The 17203-nt window shown below is 47.6% G+C and carries 17 protein-coding genes; 4 read left to right on the top strand and 13 right to left on the bottom strand.

The window, feature by feature from the left end:
- The first annotated feature begins 188 nt into the window (after nt 1-188).
- On the top strand, nt 189-1028 hold the full coding sequence (locus ACL9RM_RS18705; protein ID WP_250267216.1) for a carbonic anhydrase: 840 nt from the start codon (nt 189-191) through the stop codon (nt 1026-1028).
- A gap of 111 nt (nt 1029-1139) precedes the next feature.
- Here the strand turns inward: ACL9RM_RS18705 and ACL9RM_RS18700 are convergent, their stop codons facing one another.
- Complete coding sequence (locus ACL9RM_RS18700; RefSeq protein WP_250267215.1) at nt 1140-2426, bottom strand: Gfo/Idh/MocA family protein; 1287 nt, start codon at nt 2424-2426, stop codon at nt 1140-1142.
- Nucleotides 2427-2564: 138 nt separating this feature from the next.
- Here ACL9RM_RS18700 and ACL9RM_RS18695 point away from each other — a divergent pair, with 138 nt between their 5' ends.
- A complete protein-coding gene (locus tag ACL9RM_RS18695; protein ID WP_235306965.1) occupies nt 2565-3401 on the top strand; it encodes a helix-turn-helix transcriptional regulator in 837 nt (278 codons plus the stop codon).
- A 10-nt stretch (nt 3402-3411) separates the two neighbouring features.
- Here ACL9RM_RS18695 and ACL9RM_RS18690 read toward each other — a convergent pair whose 3' ends face one another.
- From ACL9RM_RS18690 to ACL9RM_RS18675, 4 genes are all read right to left on the bottom strand, one after another.
- A complete protein-coding gene (locus ACL9RM_RS18690; RefSeq protein WP_013308340.1) occupies nt 3412-4242 on the bottom strand; it encodes a carbohydrate ABC transporter permease in 831 nt (276 codons plus the stop codon).
- Nucleotides 4232-5104 (bottom strand): carbohydrate ABC transporter permease, encoded by an 873-nt coding sequence (locus ACL9RM_RS18685; RefSeq protein ID WP_250267214.1) that lies wholly within the window; start codon nt 5102-5104, stop codon nt 4232-4234. The genes ACL9RM_RS18690 and ACL9RM_RS18685 overlap by 11 nt, the downstream gene beginning before the upstream one ends.
- 38 nt (nt 5105-5142) lie before the next feature.
- Nucleotides 5143-6441 (bottom strand): ABC transporter substrate-binding protein, encoded by a 1299-nt coding sequence (locus tag ACL9RM_RS18680; RefSeq protein WP_061830761.1) that lies wholly within the window; start codon nt 6439-6441, stop codon nt 5143-5145.
- A gap of 250 nt (nt 6442-6691) precedes the next feature.
- Entirely contained in the window at nt 6692-7249 is a 558-nt protein-coding gene (locus ACL9RM_RS18675; RefSeq protein ID WP_250267213.1) for a GNAT family N-acetyltransferase, read from the bottom strand.
- A gap of 117 nt (nt 7250-7366) precedes the next feature.
- On the opposite strand from ACL9RM_RS18675, the gene ACL9RM_RS18670 reads away from it, so the two are divergent.
- The gene (locus tag ACL9RM_RS18670; protein WP_250267212.1) at nt 7367-8290 is read left to right on the top strand and encodes a hypothetical protein; all 924 of its coding nucleotides are present in this window, start codon (nt 7367-7369) and stop codon (nt 8288-8290) included.
- Complete coding sequence (locus tag ACL9RM_RS18665; protein WP_250267211.1) at nt 8283-8897, top strand: mitochondrial import inner membrane translocase subunit TIM54; 615 nt, start codon at nt 8283-8285, stop codon at nt 8895-8897. Before ACL9RM_RS18670 ends, ACL9RM_RS18665 begins: the two co-directional genes overlap by 8 nt.
- A gap of 70 nt (nt 8898-8967) precedes the next feature.
- Here ACL9RM_RS18665 and ACL9RM_RS18660 read toward each other — a convergent pair whose 3' ends face one another.
- From ACL9RM_RS18660 to ACL9RM_RS18625, 8 genes are all read right to left on the bottom strand, one after another.
- A complete protein-coding gene (locus ACL9RM_RS18660; protein WP_250268989.1) occupies nt 8968-9426 on the bottom strand; it encodes a hypothetical protein in 459 nt (152 codons plus the stop codon).
- A gap of 49 nt (nt 9427-9475) precedes the next feature.
- The gene (locus tag ACL9RM_RS18655; RefSeq protein WP_250267210.1) at nt 9476-10444 is read right to left on the bottom strand and encodes an ABC transporter ATP-binding protein; all 969 of its coding nucleotides are present in this window, start codon (nt 10442-10444) and stop codon (nt 9476-9478) included.
- Nucleotides 10431-11468 carry an ABC transporter ATP-binding protein gene (locus ACL9RM_RS18650; RefSeq protein ID WP_250267209.1) on the bottom strand — a complete coding sequence of 346 codons (1038 nt, stop codon included), beginning with the start codon at nt 11466-11468 and terminating at the stop codon, nt 10431-10433. The genes ACL9RM_RS18655 and ACL9RM_RS18650 overlap by 14 nt, the downstream gene beginning before the upstream one ends.
- A 75-nt stretch (nt 11469-11543) precedes the next feature.
- Nucleotides 11544-12389: an ABC transporter permease gene (locus tag ACL9RM_RS18645; RefSeq protein ID WP_250267208.1), complete on the bottom strand. Its 846-nt coding sequence runs from the start codon at nt 12387-12389 to the stop codon at nt 11544-11546.
- A gap of 4 nt (nt 12390-12393) precedes the next feature.
- Nucleotides 12394-13344, bottom strand: a complete 951-nt coding sequence (locus ACL9RM_RS18640) for an ABC transporter permease (protein WP_023986565.1) — start codon at nt 13342-13344, stop codon at nt 12394-12396.
- 72 nt (nt 13345-13416) lie between these two features.
- The gene (locus tag ACL9RM_RS18635) at nt 13417-15036 is read right to left on the bottom strand and encodes an ABC transporter substrate-binding protein (protein WP_250259869.1); all 1620 of its coding nucleotides are present in this window, start codon (nt 15034-15036) and stop codon (nt 13417-13419) included.
- 156 nt (nt 15037-15192) lie between these two features.
- Nucleotides 15193-15555 carry a DUF1304 domain-containing protein gene (locus ACL9RM_RS18630; protein WP_061831915.1) on the bottom strand — a complete coding sequence of 121 codons (363 nt, stop codon included), beginning with the start codon at nt 15553-15555 and terminating at the stop codon, nt 15193-15195.
- A gap of 130 nt (nt 15556-15685) precedes the next feature.
- The gene (locus ACL9RM_RS18625; RefSeq protein ID WP_323873131.1) at nt 15686-17197 is read right to left on the bottom strand and encodes a methyl-accepting chemotaxis protein; all 1512 of its coding nucleotides are present in this window, start codon (nt 17195-17197) and stop codon (nt 15686-15688) included.
- Nucleotides 17198-17203: the final 6 nt, after the last annotated feature.

The raw sequence follows: 17203 nt of genomic DNA, 5'->3' as shown, positions 1-17203 counted from the left end.
TAATGCACACTCCATTATTATAGTAACTCTTGCCCAAAAAGGACAAACATAAATCTAACTTACTAACTTAAAACTATTTAATCGAAAAATGCTTCTTTCTAAGTCCTTGGACCCTTGTAGGAACTTTGTACAATAATTTACAATGTAAAAAGTTTCACATACTCTATTTGGAAGAAGGATAAAGAAACATGAAAAAAAACTGGAAAGGTTGCCTGTTCAGCATATTTGCCATTATCTTGGTTGTATCAGTAACAGGATGCAATTCACAGCCCGCCATTTCTAGTACCACCAGCACTTCATCCTCATCAGCTACCAACGCTCATGCGGTTGTTCAAAAAGGCCCGCACTGGTCTTATGAAGGAGATCAGGGACCGGAGCATTGGGGAGAGCTGGAAAAAGATTTTGTTGCTTGTGGTAACGGCCACGAACAATCTCCTGTCAATATAGAGCATACCCATTTGGAAGCATCGCAAACGCAGCAACCGCTGCAAGTTCATTACACTAATACGAAAGCATCCATTTTGAATAATGGGCACACTGTGCAAATCAATGTTGCCGATGCCAGCAATAGCATCATGCTGGACGGTACTAAATTCACTTTAAAGCAGTTTCATTTTCATCACCCGAGCGAACACCAAATAGATGGTAAAAATGCTGAAATGGAGCTTCACTTTGTCCATCAAAGCGACGACGGAAGCACAGCTGTCTTAGGAGTCCTTATCCAAAGTGGCAAAGAAAACAAGGCTTTCAACCGCATTTGGTCCAAACTACCGAAGGATAATTCCCAAGAAGCGGCGGCTCTAGATGAAGAAATAGATCTCGCTGCGCTGCTGCCAAAAGACCTGCACTCCGTTCGCTACAACGGATCGCTGACTACCCCGCCATGCACAGAACATGTAAATTGGACAGTGCTGGAGCAGCCTATTGAAATGTCCGCAGACCAAATCAACCAGTTTGCTGCCATTTTCCCCGATAACCATCGTCCTGTACAACAACTGGGAACCCGGGAACTGACTGCCGATAAATAATAAAATAAAGTGCCGTAAGATGTAAGGCGCATTCTATATATAAATACAACCGAAAAGCCCCCTCTATTCATCTAGTTAGAGGGGGCTTTTCGGTATTACATTTACTGCTCATTACAAGCGCACCAGTTCCCCTACCTTCACCGGTTGACCTGTACGCATAGAACGGTTGGCGGCAATGCCTGTTAAAATGGACCATGCACCGTCAATATGTGAGGCCGCACGATGGAACCGATCCTCTGCCGGCTTATCGAAAATATCACGCAGCATAACTGGATCTCCTCCGCCATGACCACCCTGGCCTTCCTCCACTTCGACCTCATAAGGCGCTGCAAAGTGAGGATAGATGGTGATGGTCTTCTCTTTTAGCGCACCCTCATCTGCCTTGCTCCCACCGGAATTAACATAGGATTGCTCGGATACCCGAACCTCCATCCGTCCCTTCGTGCCGTTAAATACGATGATAAAGCCTTCCCAAGGCATGTAAGCATTCAGCGAATAGTTCATTACCGTCTTGTTCTGATACTTCACCATGACACTCAGCGTATCTTCAATGCTGATATTGTCGCCAAATACGCTTTGATCCCGCACATAGCCATCCTCATGCTCAGCATCCAGATACATGCTTTTTAGATGCTCGTTACGGTCCAGGTGTAGCGCAAAGGTGTCATTTTCCGCTGCCTTGCTGCCGTAAGCCCGTTGATAAAACTCCGTCACGCCACGCTGCTCCGCATTTTCTCGTCCGTAAAATTTCAGATCCCCCATCGCATACACCGTCTCCGGTTTCGAGCCAAGCCAGAAGTTCATCAAATCAAAATGATGCGTCGATTTATGCACCAACAGACCGCCGCTATTGCGCTTATCCCGGTGCCACCGACGGAAATAATCCGCGCCATGCTGTGTATTCAGCAGCCATTCGAAATTGACTGACAGCACCTCTCCGAGCGTTCCGTCCATGATCAGCTCACGGATTTTCGTATTATGCGGCGCATAGCGGTAATTAAAGGTGACACGCAGCTTCCGTCCCGTGCGGTCTATGGCATCCAAAATGTCTTGGCATTTATCTTCATCCACCGTCATCGGCTTCTCGGAAATGACATCACAGCCCAGCTCCATCGCCCGGATAATATACCGATGATGCACCCGGTCAATGGTCGTAACAATGACGATATCCGGCTTCGTCTCCGCGATCATCCGATCAAACTCGTGAGCTTTATAGGTCGGAATCGGCTCATGCTCGTATTTCTCCTGCAGCAGCTGATTGGCATAATCCATTCTCGTCTGATTGACGTCACAGAACGCGATCAGCTCCGAGGTATCTTTGAATACAGTAACAACTTCACCGTAAAAAAATTCGGCTCTTCCTCCGGTACCCACAAGTGCATATTTGATTTTAGCCAATTGGTTCACACCCTTTACATGAATTTCTTTTATTTTATAGTATAAGAAAGAGCAAATTCTTCGCTTTTATTATGATTTTTCCCGTAAAGTATACATATATTATCCTTATGTATTCTTTCATTAAAGGAGACTATCGATATGATCGCTACACCCCGTTTTGCCATCGAGCAAGCGTTGCGGAAGGTGCCATTCAGCATGTCCGCCGACCATGTCCACCAAGCGCACGAAATCTATTATTTGCTGGCAGGAGAGCGCTACTACTACATTAATCAGCGAGTATACGCCCTCCAGAAGGGCGATCTGATTTGGATCAGCAAACATGATTTTCACCGTACGAGTAACAAGGGTAGCGGTAGCCATGAACGGATTTTGATTAACTTTGATGAAGAATTTGCAGCCTCGTCAATGACCGTCTCTCCCTCCAGCGATCAGAACCAGCTTCTTCTGCCAGAGAAAAGCTTTCTGCTTCGCCCCTCCGCGGAAGAACAATGCGAGCTGGAACACCTATTCCGGCAAATGCTAGATGAATACCACCAAGAACATGCCTACCGCCAGCTATATCTCCAGAGCTTGCTACTCCAGCTCCTTATCCGCATCCGGCGCATACAATCGGCCACTGCCGATACCATTGCACCGGAACGTAGCGAAAAGCAGCAGCGCGTGTACTCGGTCATCGCATACCTGCATGCTCATTATGACGAGAGCCTGTCGCTAGATCAGCTGGCTGAGCATTTTTATATTAGCAGCACGTATTTGTGCCGTATTTTCAAGCAGACAACAGGTTTTACCTTAGTAGAATATCTTCAGGATGTGCGGGTCCAGCAGGCTCGGGCGTATTTAAGAGAAACGAGCTGGAAAGTGACTTCCATTGCTGAAAAAACGGGTTTTGACAGCATCGCTCACTTTGGTCGTGTATTCAAGCACCTTACTGGGCACACCCCACTACAGTACCGAAAAAAATACAAAAAGGAGTAGAGAGATGCCCCTACCCCTTAATTCCCGTCAAGGTGATGCCTTCAATAATTTGCTTTTGGGCAATGATGTAGACGATTAGCACCGGGACGACAGAAATGGTGGTACCCGCCATCATCAGTGACCAATCGGCGGTATATAACCCTTTGAAATTGTTAAGTAAAAGCGGAACCGTGAATTTCTCCGGTGTATTGAGATAGATAAGCGGATCAAGAAAGCTGTTCCAGGCACCCAAAAAGGTGAAAATCCCTATCGCCGCCAATGCCGGACGAATGAGTGGCAAAATGACGCTCCAGTAAATACGAATGTAGCCCGCCCCATCCATTACCGCCGCTTCCTCTAGATCGCGTGGGATACCCATGACGAACTGGCGGAGCAGAAACACTGCGAATGCATTAAACAAGGCTCCAGGTACGATCAGCGACCAATGCGTATCCAGCCAACCGATGCGATCCATCACCAAATATAGCGGAATCATCGTCACCTGCTTGGGCACCATCATCGTTGCGAGGAACAAGATAAACAGTATATTCGAGCCCGGAAATCGGATTTTAGCAAAAGCATACGCCGCCATAGACGCGCTAATCAGCGTCGCAGTTACGATGATCACCGTAATGTAAAAGCTGTTCATATACGCCTGCACGAAGGGCATCGCTTCCAGCGAGGCTGGATAGTTGCTCCATACGAACGGATCAGGAATCCATTGAGGTGGGACGACGAAAATTTGAGAAATATCCTTCAGGGAACTGAGAACAGTCCACAGGAATGGAAAAAACATGACTAAAGAGCCGACAGCGAGCAGCACATGGCGCAGGAATACCCTACCTCTGGAACTAATCTCCATAGTGCACCCACCTCTTTTGCATTTTAAATTGCAGCAGTGTAAATACGAGAATGATCACGAACAAAATCATTGCTGCCGCAGCACTTTCTCCCATCGTGAAGTCAATGAACGCCTGATCATAAATGTGGTACACCAGTGTATAACTTGCTTTAGCTGGCCCTCCATTCGTCATGACAAACGCCTGATCGAACACCTGAAAAGAACTGATGACCATCATGATGGTCACAAAAAAGGTCGTCGGTGACAACAGCGGCAATGTAATATACCTTAGCTGCTGGAACTTGCTGGCCCCGTCAATTTCGGCTGCCTCGTAATAGCTTTTGGAGATACCCTGGAGTCCTGCCAGAAAAATGACCATATTATATCCCAGTCCCAGCCATATGCTCAAAAGCGCAATCGACGGAATCACCCACTGCGTATCGGTAAGCCACATCGGGCCTGTAATCCCAATCGCTCGCAGCAGATGATTTAAAATGCCAAATTCGCCGTTCAGTATCCACATCCAGATGACACCAACCGATACCGAACTGGTTACGACAGGCATGAAAAAGAACAAGCGATAAAATTCCTTGCCCTTCACTTTGTTGAGCACGATGGCTACGAGCAGAGCCAATATAATCCCCGCCGGAATGACCAGCACCATATAGTACATCGTATTGATGAGTGCCTTCCAAAAATCAGGATCAGATAATTGGCCCTTGAAATTGTCCAAGCCGACAAACAAGGGTACGCCAAATCCATCCCAGTTTACAAAGCTTAAGTAAAGTGCATATAGCAACGGCAACAGCGAAAAACATAACAGACCCAAAAACTGGGGGCCAATGAATAGATAGCCCCACAGCGCTTGATGCTTTTTCTGCATCTTGTCACCTTCCTCCCCGGTCACGACCCACCCCGTGCCTACTTGACCGCCTTGGATATGATCTGATTCAACTTTTCAATAGTTGCCGCAGCATCCTGCTTGCCCAGGAACATCAGATCGATGGTTTCCGTGATATCCGAGTTCAGCCCTGGCACCTGAGCATCATAGGCCAGTGCAGATCCATGAGCATGCCCTATGTTACGTCCTTCGGTCAAATAGCTTGAATGCTCAATTGTCGCCTTTTTCATAATGCTCTCATCTGCGGCAGCAAGCGTACCCATGGCATTCCCACCTTCAACCAGCCGGGCCTCCTGCCCCTTCACAGAGACGTAGAATGCTGCCAACTTCATGGCCTCTTGCACATGCGGACTATTTTTGTTTACAGCTACATAGGCAACCGGAATGGCAACGGGCTCATTCTTACCGGTATTGGATGGCCAGTAGATATAATCGAAGTCGAGGCTTTTATTTTGGCTAAACAAGGGTTCCAGCCATCTTCCCGCCGCCAGCATACCGACTTGATTGGACATGAACATCGCGTCAGCCCCTTGCCCTTTGGGAAGCGAGCCGAGATATACCGCATTTCCCTTTTTCACCATATCGTACATAAAACCGAAGGCTTCCTTGCCCTTTTCATTGTGGTCCAGCACATATTTGCCTTGTTCATCAAAGATCTGACCGCCATTCGACCACACCCATGAATACCAGTGAGCCCACCAGTTTTCCGCAATATAACCCTGCTTTCCGGCTGCCTTCAGCTTGGATGTAACCTCTTCAAAGGCGTCCCAATTCCACTTGCCTTCGTCATAGTATTCTTGCGGCGTCTTCACGCCTGCTTCCTTAAATACCTTTTTGTTGTAATACATGACCATCGGGTTTGAGTCGGGAGTGACCCCATAAATTTCCCCATCACGCTTTGCCGGTCCCCACAATCCTTCCGGAAAATCCTCAGCCTTCACATCACTCGCATCACTTTTTAAAAACTCACCCAAAGGCTGTACCTGCTTCGCCCCGATCAAACGCGCAATCGTCGATTCATACGAATAAAACACATCCGGTCCGCGACTTCCCTGAAGCTGTGTCAACAGCTTTTGCTCATATTGGTCTCCCGGTACAGGCACCAGCTTAACCTCGATATTTGGGTTTTCCTTTTCAAATGCATCCAGCGCCCGCTGATACACCTTCACCTCCGCAGGATTACCCCAAGCCTGCATCGTAAGTCGCACTTTTTGCCCTTCTGTGTTCTCTATTTTGGGAGAAGTACTGCATGCCGCTGCAAGTAAAAACAGAACGCTGAGAAAAAATCCAATCTTTATCCAGCTCATGTAATTGTCCACCTTAACCGCCTCCTGTAGCTTCGCATGGTTGTATGTCATCCTTATTTTGAAGCGCTTACAAAACTTTCCCTATCATCATATGTAGGAGGGGGAGGCGCGATATCCCCATTTTCATTTTTATATAAATTTTTTTCTTTTGGGGCTCTGATATGACAGCGACCAAGGGAAAGTAAAGGGCTATACAACAAAAAAAGAAGAATGCAGCTCACCTGCTTCCTTCTTTCGTATTCCTTCAGTATGATTCCGTTTTCTATGACTTTATAAGCATCTTTTCAAAAATATTATAGCCGTTCGTTTCGCCTATATACGTATAACCGCATTGTCTGTAAAACTCGCTAAGCTTGTCATTGCCCGCAATACAGTCTAAACGGATTCGATCCTTGCCTGTGAAGTGGATGCCTCGTTCAATCCATTGCATCAGCTCACGGCCTAGCCCCTTCCCGGTGCTATCGCGATCCACAACCAAACGATGCAGATATACTGAGGTTCCTCCTTCAGAATCCGTTTCGTCTAGTCCCCACAACTTACGGTCCCATGCACTGGGTTGCTGCTGCAAGATCACTGCGCCTGCCAAGCCATGATCCTCTGATGCTCGGAAAATAACCACTTCTCCGCGTGCAATAGCACCGCCTAGGTTATGATCATCTTTTCCTTTTAGTAAGCGTCCCCATTGCGTAGAGCCTTTGCTGTGCAGCCATCTGGCCGTCTTTAAAATTAACTCCTGAACCTGCTCCTGATCTTCAGTGCTTGCCTGAAAAGCCATTAATCCTGGTTTGACGGATGATTCGACAATAGTCATTGATGTCATGCTGCACCTCAACTCTCAAATTTTCCTTATGTATAAAATATAGCATAAAAAATGAGCGTCTGATGATCTGGCAGAGCGTAAAAAATATGAATACTACTATACTCTTATCGGTCATTTATGGTGAAAAATGTAACCTTTCTAATCATTTCAACCGATGATATCCGTATGAGAACAGTTGGAAAGGTTGTGAATGAGGTGCCAAGCCGTAATCCATATCTCCTCAAAAAGATATTTGGCATAAACAGAGAACGTATACTCATCTTCGCGCTGCTGCTGATCCCCGCTATCGCTGCCTTTATTGGAACAAGGCCTATGCCTGCGCAGTATATTTTGCAGGGAGAAATGCATCCGGTCAAAGATCTTGGCGTTCAGGGAAGCGTGTTTTTCGCGTCTGTGCAAACGGGTATTGCTAACAATCTCCTGGAGCGTTGGAATGTATATTCCAGTGAAAATGTATCTGGGGGAGCGATTAAATTTGAACCTCTTGCCCCTGATGAAGTGGACTCTTATTTGAAGGACCTTACAGAGACGGACACGCTAAAATATTCTGCCATGCAAGCCGTACATGCAGCGACGGAATTAAGCGTAGACAGCGACACAGCTGGGGCTACGGCGACTTTCTCGAATCTTAACAAATTGGAGGATGCTCGCTATGCGGAGCTATTGACTCATTTGCAGGATCTTTCGGGAAATTCCTTGGGTCTGATGACAGGTATCGGACTGTATGAGGAAGCCAATAATATCGACTTTTCAGATGGCGGACGTCACAAAATCGCAGGCTCTGGCACAATGGAAGAATACGGAGATGTCGGATCAGTCGGTGGACTGGAGCAAAAGCTGCTGGGAGCCGAGGCGGCAAAGGTTGATCTATTTTTCGTACCGGCAGATTATGAATGGTACGGTGAGGAAGGCAACGAAGCAGAGGCTGCCCGAGTTCAAAAGGAGCATGGACTCAAGTTACGCATTATCCCCGTAGAAACACTGGAGGATGCTATCGTGTATTTGAAGCAACTAGATTGGGAGGAAGTACATCTTGAATGATCCAGATTCCAAAGCATTCCCATCCAAGACAGCTGGCAGCGTACATCAAGCCTTACTAGCAGTGGGCACTATAGGCGAATTTATCATCCTTATTTTTACATTAATGTATATCTACGCAAATGATTTTTATTATGATCATCTATACGAGCTAGAGCAAAAATTTACAGTTTTTAGCTTTGTGCTGTACTACTTGTGTTTTGTAACCTATCTGATCTGGCTAGTTCAAGTACATAAAGCCATCCGGCAAAAGCATTCCGATTATCCGATTCGTACCGTGGGAGCCATTGCTCGCATGATTCCTTTTATTAACTTGTGGGGATTCTCTAATACATTCACCCATATTTACAGGTACTTTGCGCTCCACCCCGAATTGGAGCGCAAAGCCCGTTATATTCAAAAGATGATTGTTCCGCTATATTTTGTCTGGTTTGGTGAAGGAATTATTAATCGGATTCTTATCCGACACTTTTCCGATATGGAATCGATGTCCATGTTGTTGGGAGCTATAATGCAAACCGCCAGAATGGCCTGCTTTTACTGCATGACACGGGTTATTCACAATAGTCTGGTTATGCTGAATAAAAAAGATGAAGAAGGATTGTATTAAAAAAACGAGCTGGCCTTCACGGTCAGCTCGTTTCCATTTCTTGTGAATGGTGTTACTCCATCCCCATGATTTAAATCGTCTGTGAAGCAGGTACAATTCGGTATAATCCTGAAGTCTCGCCCGCCGCGGGACGTACTTCCTGGATGACCCAGCCTAATGACAGTACCCGCCCAAGCCGATCATACTCAGCCTTCGTCAGTTCGGATGTAACGGCTTCGCTTCCTTCCTCTAGTGACAGCTCAGGCTCCCGCCCGAACGCAACGGCAATCCACGAACGAATGCCCCGGATCGTATTGTACTTGATCTGATATCCATCCGTTACTGCGCTGACAAACACCTCCGGCTCTTGGGACGCCAGCCCGGTGACAAGCTCTGTATAATCAAAATCGGATGGTCCGTCCGTTGGCAGCTCATTTTGCTGCACCCGACGGATTAATTCCTCTTGGGACCAGCCTAAAGAGCGTAATGATTCCAGCAAGAGTGCGTCCCATTGGGAAATACGTACTCTTTTCGTCGTCGATTCAGTCATCATTTTTTACCTCCTTTGGGTCATGCACATCATACAACCGATCTTAACCCTAAAGGTTAACCGGGTATGCTACATAATGGCCGGGACTGATTTCTCTCAGCTCGGTTGTACTGTTGTTATCCTTGTCCCATACTAATGAACCGTCTGGTTGGGCCAAGCCTCCCCCCAGTCCCTCCCGTTCTCCGACTGCTCTCGGATCAGGCACAGGGATGGAGGATAGCAGCGCCTGCGTGTAGGGGTGAGCGGGCTGCTCATACAGTTCATCTGCATCGGCTACTTCTACCAGTCGCCCATGGTACATCACACCGATTCGGTCTGAAATATGTCGCACCATCGACAAGTCATGGGCGATGAACAGATACGTCAGCCCGAACTCCTGCTGGAGATCCTCCAGCGTGTTAATGACCTGCGCCTGGATGGACACATCCAGTGCCGAAATCGGCTCGTCACAGACGATGAACTCGGGGTTCACGGACAGAGCACGAGCGATGGAAATCCGCTGGCGCTGCCCACCACTGAACTCGTGCGAGTAGCGATACAGATGCTCCCGCTTCAGCCCTACCTTTTCAAGCAAAGCTACTACAGCATCTTTACGCTCACTACCCTGATGCAATCTGTGAATATCCATCGGCTCGCCGATCAGGTCAAGCACGTTCATACCCGGATTAAGAGAGGAATATGGGTCCTGAAAAATGCTCTGAATACGCCGACGCAGCGGCTTGAGCTGTTTATCGTTCAGCTTGGAAATATCCTGACCGTCAAAGCGTACCGTACCTTCTGTATAATCGTATAATCGCGTCAGACAGCGTCCAACCGTTGATTTCCCACTACCTGACTCACCGACCAGTCCGAACGTCTCGCCACGCTTGATTTGAAAGCTCACGCCATCCACCGCCTTGAGCACCTCAGAGCTACGCCCTAACAAATCCTTTGCGGTTACAAAATGCTTCTTAAGCTGGTGTACCTCTACCAAGGGCTGTTGCTCACCCAATACATCGTTTGCTTCACTCACCGTCATTCCCTCCTTCCGCGTGGCCCGCTTTCGGCGTCTTGCAGACTCCGGCAGGCACTGCGTCCGGCTCGTTCAACCAGCAGGCTGCTCGCTGATCCGGGCGCAGCTCCACCATCGGTGGCCGCTCTACACAGCGGGCAAACGCGTGTGGGCACCGTTCCATGAACGGACAGCCTGATGGCGGGTTCAGCAGGTCCGGCGGCGTGCCCTCAATCGGCACCAGCCGCTCGCGAAAGCCGTTCGTGCGCTGGGGCACAGAACGCAGCAGGCCCTGCGTATACGGGTGGCCCGGACGATAAAAGATATCGTCCACGCGTCCCTCCTCCATCACCATACCGCCGTACATGACGATGACACGGCTACAAACCTGAGCGACGACGCCCAGATCATGGGTGATCAGAGCAATGGACATGTCGGATTGCTGCTTTAGCGTCTTGAGCAATTCCAAGATTTGCGCCTGAATCGTTACGTCCAGCGCTGTAGTCGGCTCATCTGCAATCAGCAGATCCGGGCTGCACGAGAGCGCCATGGCAATCATCACCCGCTGGCGCATCCCGCCGCTGAATTGATGCGGGTATTGGTTCATTCGGCGCTCCGGCTCGGTAATGCCTACTTGTCGCAGCAGTTCTACAGCTGCTTGCGTAGCCGCTTCCTTGCTCAGTCCTCGATGTCTGCGAATCACCTCGATCAGGTGATAGCCAACCTTTTTGACCGGATTCAGCGAGGTCATCGGGTCCTGAAAAACCATTGCAATCTGGTTTCCGCGTATTTTGCGCCATTGCTTTTCCGTCAGAGCGGTCAGGCTTTGTCCCCGGTAACGGATATCGCCGTTCAGCCGCTTGCCCGGCGGGGCAATCATCGACATGATCGCTTTCGCTGTAACACTTTTGCCGCTCCCGGATTCTCCTACGATTCCTACCGTTTCTCCAGCATCAATATGAAAACTAACCCCTCGAACTGCCTGATTTTCCCCTTCACGAGTGAAAAAGGAGACCTCTAGCTGTTCGACGGACAGTAGATGTCCTGTCATTGTGTTTTCGCTCCTTCCTGTCGCTCCTGGAGCCATTTGTAATGGACCTGTACTATGAATCTATGAAACTATAAATCATCGTTTTACTAATTTGGGTTCAAAGCCTACACGCAGCACATCTCCCAAAACATTAAAGCTCAACACAGTCAGTAATATAAGTAGACCCGGGAATAATGCCATATATGGGGCCTGTGCAATATATCCTTGGGCATTATTCAGCATACTGCCCCACGTAGCGTTCGGCAGCTGAACACCAAAGCCAAGGAAGCTCAGTGACGATTCCATCATAATCGCTGAAGCGATATTGTTCGTTGCCCCTACAATAATTACCGGAATCAGATTCGGTACGATATGCTTCATAATAATACCCAACGTGCTTTGTCCCGAAGCTTTGGCGTATAGTACATACTCCCGTTCGCGCAACGTCATTGTCTCTGCACGAACCACACGGGCAATGTTCATCCACATGAGCAGTGCGATAATGACAATGATATTGCCGACGCCCGGCTTCAAAAACACACTCAGCAGCAAAATAACCAAGAAAGACGGAATTGACATGATCAGCTCCAAAACCCGCATAAGCAGATTGTCGATCCATCCTCCAAAATACCCGCTCACAACCCCTACCACTGCACCGATACTAGTCGCAATAATCATGGATGCGAAGCCTACCAGCAATGATACACGTCCGCCGTACAGTGCTCTTGTAAAATAGTCCCGCCCATAATCATCCGTCCCAAACCAGTGTGCCGCTCCCGGTGGTTGGAGACGCTCCAGCACGTTCAACTTATTCGGGTCCTGCGGCGATAAAAATGCGAAAATCGCCCCCAGCGAGAATACGATCAATAGTATGAGGGCGACGGCGCCCATTTTGCTCGTCATCAGCTCGCTCCCGATGTTGCGCCATTTGCTCCGATTCATGAATTCACCTCGTTGATTTAATTCTCGGGTCCGCGATGCTATACAAGATATCTGCAAGCAGATTACCCAGGATCAGCAGCAGAGCGGAAAATAAAGTAATCCCCATGATGACGGGATAATCCATCCCTTTTACCGCCGTCATGCCCAGCGAGCCAATGCCCGGCCAGGAAAATACCGTCTCCGTCACAATGGCTCCAGCCACCAGGTCCGCAACCGACATTCCGAGCAGCGTAATGATGGGCAACAGCACATGCTTAAGCACATGTCGAAACAAAACCAGTCTTTTTCCAGATCCGAACGCGTATTGAATCTGCACATACTCTTCCTTGAGCTGCGTAATCGTGCTGGAACGGATGTACCTCACATACACAGACAGAAAGCCGAAGGCCAGTACAAAACATGGTAAAATCCCATGCTTGATTACATCTAGCACCGAGTCCGTACCGATGGTACGCATTCCTGTACTCGGAAGCCAATGCAGATAAATCGCAAACAAATAAATAAGTAAAATACCGAGCCAAAATAGCGGAACAGAAATTCCGATGTACGACATCAGATTAATGAGCTTGTCGATCCAGCGATTCCGATTAGCCGCAGCCGTCAAACCGAGCGGAATTGCAATCAGCACAGCCAGTATGATGGAGGCGCCCATCAACCCGGCTGTAGCCGGCAGACGATCGAGAATCTGATCCAGCACAGGCTGGTGATTAATTAGCGAGTAGCCGAGATCACCCGTCAGGCTCTTTTTAAGCCATAATATGTACTGCACATAAGCGGGCTGGTCCAGCCCCAAGCTATGCCTCATTCGTTCAATGTCTTCCAGATGCATATTCGGTGTAACAAAAGAGAGAACCGGATCACCTGGAGCCAGCTTGATCAAGCCGAAGCAGACGATGGACACAAAAAATAGCATCGGTATAACTTGCAGCAACCTTCTGGCGATGAGTTGTCTCATACGTTTCCCTTCCCCTTGCTGTTTTCGAAAAAAATAAGCTGGTTAGCCCAGCTTATTTTTGAAAACCCTGTCTTATTTGTGATAAATTTTGGACAAATCCTCGAAAATCACGACCGGCTTTAACACAGCCTGATCAATACCGCCATACTGCTTGTCGAAGGCTACAATAGTCTTGGTGTAAGCAATCGGGTAGATGACAGCATCCTCAGCCAGCAGCTCTTGTACCTTTTTATAAATTGCTCCACGTTTCGTCGTATCCGACTCACCCGCGCCCTCTTCCAGCAGCTTATCCACTTCTTTATTTGAATAATGCGAATAGTTGGAGGATGATCCGGTGCTATACAAAATACGATACGCGTCAGGATCATACCCCATGATATAGCCGCTGATCGCCAGATCGAAGTCCTTGGCATTCGTATCGACGAATTTTTGCGACCATGCCGAGGAATCCATGCTGTTCACGTCCAGCTGAACGCCAATATCTTTGAACTTCTGCTGGATATAGAGCGCTTGTGCTTCCTGTACCTTGTTGCCGCCCGGAATGATAATGCGCAGCTTCAGTCCTTCAGCGCCAGCCGATTTCAGCAGCTCTTTTGCCTTGTTCACATCATTATTGAAAAATGCAACGTCATTCGTGTGATACAGTACATCCTGTGTCAGAGCAGATTTCGCAGTATCTGCATAATCTTTGGAGCCATAGGAGACTTGAATCAACTCATCCTGATTCAGTGCATAAGAAAGCGCCTGCCGCACTTCTTTTTTGTTCAACTGCTTCGTATCACTGTTTTCATTAAACATCAGATAAGCCAAGCGACCTTCGCTGTAAGGGAAAATGTCAAACTTATCTGTTGCTTTAATGGTCTCCACATTTTGCGGATCGAGATAGTTTACATTGATCTCACCATTTTGAAGGGCCAAATTCGCAGCATTTGAATCTTTAACAATCCGGTATGTTACTGAATCCAGATGCGGCTTTCCGCCAACATAGTTATCGAACCGTTCGAGTGTAACGTACTCACCGGTTTTGTACTCTTTAAATTTGAAAGGGCCAGATCCAATCGGAGAGTTGTTTTTTGTGCTCTTCTCAATATCCGCTTCATTCTCGAAAATGTGCTTCGGAATCGGGGATACCTGTACCAGTGCTGCCTCAAAAGCGGGAGCTGGCTGAGGAAGCTTGAAATCCACTGTTGTATCATCAACCTTGCTCGCCTGAACCGGTTTGCCATTAACCATAAAATTACTTCTCAAAAAGCTGTGCTGCTTCTCGTCCAAAATTTTGTTAATGGTGAAAACAACATCGTCAGCTGTCAGCTTCTCGCCATCATGCCAAGTCAGATTTTTTTTCAGTTTTAGTGTATAAGTCAGCTTGTCTGCTGAAGGAGTCAGACTGTCTGCCAAATAAAATGTCTTTTTGCCATTGTTCACTTGAAACAATGGTGCGAATATCGCCTGATCTATCGTCAGACTTACCCGATCACCCGCATAATTCGGATTCAGCACCACCGGATCAGCTTGTACGCCAATGATCAGGCTGCCGCCATCTTTAGGCTGTCCGTTATCAGCTGTTGTGGTAGCTGTACTGGGTGTATTCCCATTCGTCTCAGACGTAGATCCAGAATTCCCGCCGGAGCATGCACTTACAACCAACATCAATACAATAAATACCAATACACCAGTCAAATTACGACGCATCGCTCTAGCCCCCGTGTCCTCTTAGTATGTAATAAATTTATTATAAATCGGAATAGTCGGATTTACAATCGATCAAAAACTGTTTATTCCCCTTGTCATTAGCATTCCAGACATTATGTGATCGAATCTAGAAAAAGACACCCGTTAAGGGTGTCTTCAGAGTATCCACAAACTGATTAGGGCCAGGATGGCAGGCAGGCCTTGCTTTAATAAAATAGACTTATTGGCAGTTAATGCACCATACAACGCAGCCACTACCACACAAATGACAAAGAATAATTGGATTTGCCGCCCGAATACAGTATCCGGATAGAACAAGCCCCACACCAATCCGGCTGCCAAAAAGCCGTTGTACAGCCCCTGATTTGCAGCCAAGGATTTGCTTGCTTCCGCCAGCTCCTTCGAGGTGCCGAACGTACGCATCGCCCGCGGAGTCGTCCACAGAAACATTTCCAATATTAGAATGTACACATGCTCCAGAGCTACAATTCCGACCAATATTGAACTAAGTAAGCTCAAGTATATTCCTCTTTTCCACATAAAGTTACTATGAGGTGATTTTTAGATCTATCCTCGAAAAGTATAGTTCATCTTCCAAAAACAGTAAAGAGACCGAGCCTAAGGCCCGGCCTCATTTCTACATGAAGCCTTACATCGTTCTTGCAAAATCCAACAAAGCTTTGGACATGCTGTTGATCTCGTCTGTAGATGCATTCACTTGTTGCGTTAGCGCGGCTTGTGTTTGTGTCAGCGTAGACATATTACCAATATTGTGCAAAATACGCTCGATGAGTGTCTTCATTTCGTCCAGACTAGTCTCGATATTTCCGGTCGCATCAGCACTGTGTATGGCGAGTTTTCTCACTTCATCTGCAACTACCGCAAACCCCCGCCCCTGCTCGCCCGCACGCGATGCCTCAATGGCAGCATTCAGACCCAGCAGATTCGTTTGATTCGCAATCTCTTTAATGAAGTTGGAAATGTTTTGGGTCTCTTCTGCACTGACTTTGGCTTGATTCGCTGCCTCTGTCGATTGCTCCTGAGCCGTTGCCAGCTCCTGCGCCTGGTTACTAACCGAGTTAACGCCGTTCACCATTTCCGTAATGGAATCGGAGAGATGCTGAATTTTGAGCGTCAGCTCATCCGCGACAGCCTGCTTTTCCTTTTCGACAGTAATATCACGAATGGTACCCGCAATACGAATAGGCACTCCCTTGCTATCGCGTATGCTTCTTCCACTGTTTTGATACCAGCGATATTCGCCATTTTTACTTTGCAAGCGACACACCATGTCATATGGCGTACGATCTGAATAGTCATTTAAATGGTCAACTACAGCCTTAAACGCATGCTCGGCATCGTCAGGATGTATACGCGAACTCCAACTGCTTAGTACACTCGGGAAGTCCTGCTCATCCTTAAAACCCAAGGTGTGGCGGAATTGCTGGGACCACCAAAATATATTATCCGGGTTCTCGATATCTCCATCAGCCAGAATGACATCATATGGAGCCTCTACCAAAACACGATTGATGAGATCATATCTTGTAACTAGAGCCTGAAGCTCCTCGGACTTAATCTTCTGGTCGTGCACATCCAATAGAGCGCCCGCAATCCGAAGCGGCACTCCCTGCTGATCGCGGATCGTCGTTCCGGTAGCCCGGAACCAGCGGTATTCTCCATGCTTCAGCTTCAAACGATACTGTACGTCATAAGGCGTCTTTCCCGTAAAATCCAGCAAATGATCCGACAATTCGGTCAATGCTCTGTCATGATCTTCGGGGTGCAGCCGGGATGCCCAGCTGTTTAATACATTGGGGAAGTCCTTTTCGCTCTGATACCCCAGCATAGCACGAAATTCTTCTGACCATGTGAACGTATTACTTGGATTGACGGGATCACCCGCAACCACCTCCATGTCCCATAAGCCAATCTCTATAGCCTTGGTAACAAGCTTCAGACGGATGTCAACATGTTGAGCATCCTTTTTCATGGACTCAAGCGCTTGGTTTACATTGTTTGCGATTTCTTGAACCTCGGAAGATTTGGATGAAACTTGTATTGCGGCAGAATAATCCTTCTGCTGTATTCTTTGTGAAAGTTTGTGGCTTTCTTCTACTAAAGGAGCAAGTGAGTGGGTCTCATTTTTTTTAAGAAACATATATGC

It is taken from the genome of Paenibacillus sp. S29 (genome assembly GCF_049319765.1).
Classification (GTDB): Bacteria; Bacillota; Bacilli; order Paenibacillales; family Paenibacillaceae; genus Paenibacillus; species Paenibacillus polymyxa_B.
The sequence above is the reverse complement of the archived record's forward strand: the minus strand, read 5'-3'. Positions and strand labels throughout refer to the sequence as shown.